Here is a 1,700-nt window from a genome sequence, read left to right on the forward strand (position 1 = left end):
TGTCATGTCTTGACACTTTTTGGACATGGAGTCTGGTGAGTTTTTGGACGCGGAGTCTGGTCACTTATTGGACATCATGTCTGATGACTTGTTGGACACTGCGGTGGAATAGCCGGATGGCTATTTCATCGCATTTACGTAGGAAGATCGCGGATTTCGATCCTGTCCGTGACGACAAAACCATCACGCAGTTCTGCAAGGAAGAAGGGATCTCACGCCAGACGTTCCACAACCTGAAAGATCGTGTCGCCAAGCGCGGCCGGGCGGGTATTTTGCCGGACAGCACCGCCCCGAAAAACCCGGCTCGTAACTACACCGATGCTGACCGCCAGGCCGTCTTCGATGCCCGCGTTGCACTCAAGCAGCAGGGGTTGGACTACGGGCCGATCTCGATTCACTACCACTTGCTCGACACTGTCGGCCCGGATCGCACACCGTCACGACCAACGATTGCAGCGTGGTTGAATAAAGCCGGGCTGGTCGACGCCAATGCCCGCAAACGTCCCCGCAGCTCGTACAAGCGTTTCGCCCGTGATTATGTGTGCGAACTGTGGCAGATCGACGCGGTGGTCTACCGCCTGTTCGACGTTGCCCATACCCAGGTCACCATCTACCAGGTCATCGACGACGCCAGCAGATTCGATGTCGGCACCAAAGCGTTCAAGCTGCCCGAAAATGGCTCCGACGCACGCACCACACTCAAAGAGGCGTTTGCTCGCTACCGCAAGCCGCAAGAGATCCTGTCGGACAACAGCGAAGCGTTTGCCACCTATCACCGCGGTCGTTTATCAGCCACGGAAGTGTGGCTAGCGGAACAAGGCGTGATGGCTATTGCAGGCTTTGCGCCAACGACCCAGGGCAAGGATGAACGCGCGCACCGCACCCTGGTGCAATTTCTTGATGCGCGCACACCCAAAACGTTCGCCGATCTTGAAGCCGCCATTGATGTCTACCGTGAGGTCTACAACACCCAGCGGCATCACCAAAGTCTGCGCGTCGGCAAAATGCACATCACCCCACAACAAGCCTGGGAGAGCTTCCCGCAGGCGGAATCCCCAACCGATCCGCTGGATCCTGATGTGATCTGGCAGCGCGTGGTCGACTACAACCTGGCACACAACCCGCTGGCACAACCGCCAGCGAAGAAAAACGACCCTGGGGAAGCTGCCACTTCGCCCAAGGTCGAAACCGTTCGTGCAATCACCACACCAGGTACATCACACACGGATGCCCCCACCATAGATCCCCGCAACGCCGCGGAAAACTACCGCTTCGACGTGCCAGTAGAACTCGAAGTCAACCGGCACGGGACAGTCTCGGTGTGCGGCTACGGCCTCTATATCGGCTTGCGGTTTAAAAGCCGCAAGCTGTTCAGCATCGTCACCCCCGATAACGTCGCCGAGTTCTATACCGCCCACGACGGTGAGTTCCTGTTCAGCGTGCCGTTGCCCATCAGGCTGACGCACCGCCCGGCCGGCGGCCAGATCAACATCAACCTCGTTGAAGGCATGAAGCACCGTCAACCGCCGAAACTGCGCCCAGACCTATCCAAACCCCGGCCGAAAAAACACAACCCCGACCAATAAGACCACCACTAGTCGGAGTCCAAAAAGCCATTGGACTCCATGTCCAATAAGTCACCAGACTCCATGTCCAATAAGTGACCAGACTCCGCGTCCAAAATGTCCATAGACATAACA

Annotated in this window: 1 protein-coding gene; it reads left to right on the plus strand. The window is 57.4% G+C overall.

What is annotated here, in order from left to right; genetic code table 11:
• Window positions 1–116 precede the first annotated feature (116 nt).
• Window positions 117–1,586, plus strand: coding sequence for an integrase core domain-containing protein (locus tag NUW87_RS11290; RefSeq protein WP_269028614.1), 1,470 nt, complete (start codon window positions 117–119; stop codon window positions 1,584–1,586).
• Window positions 1,587–1,700 lie beyond the last annotated feature (114 nt).

It is taken from the genome of Corynebacterium pilbarense (assembly GCF_026930265.1).
GTDB lineage: Bacteria > Actinomycetota > Actinomycetes > Mycobacteriales > Mycobacteriaceae > Corynebacterium > Corynebacterium pilbarense.

What these genes read in the sequence shown, in the direction of transcription:
- NUW87_RS11290 (WP_269028614.1), top strand. Translation starts at nt 117, where the DNA reads ATGGCTATTTCATCGCATTTACGTAGGAAGATCGCGGATTTCGATCCT.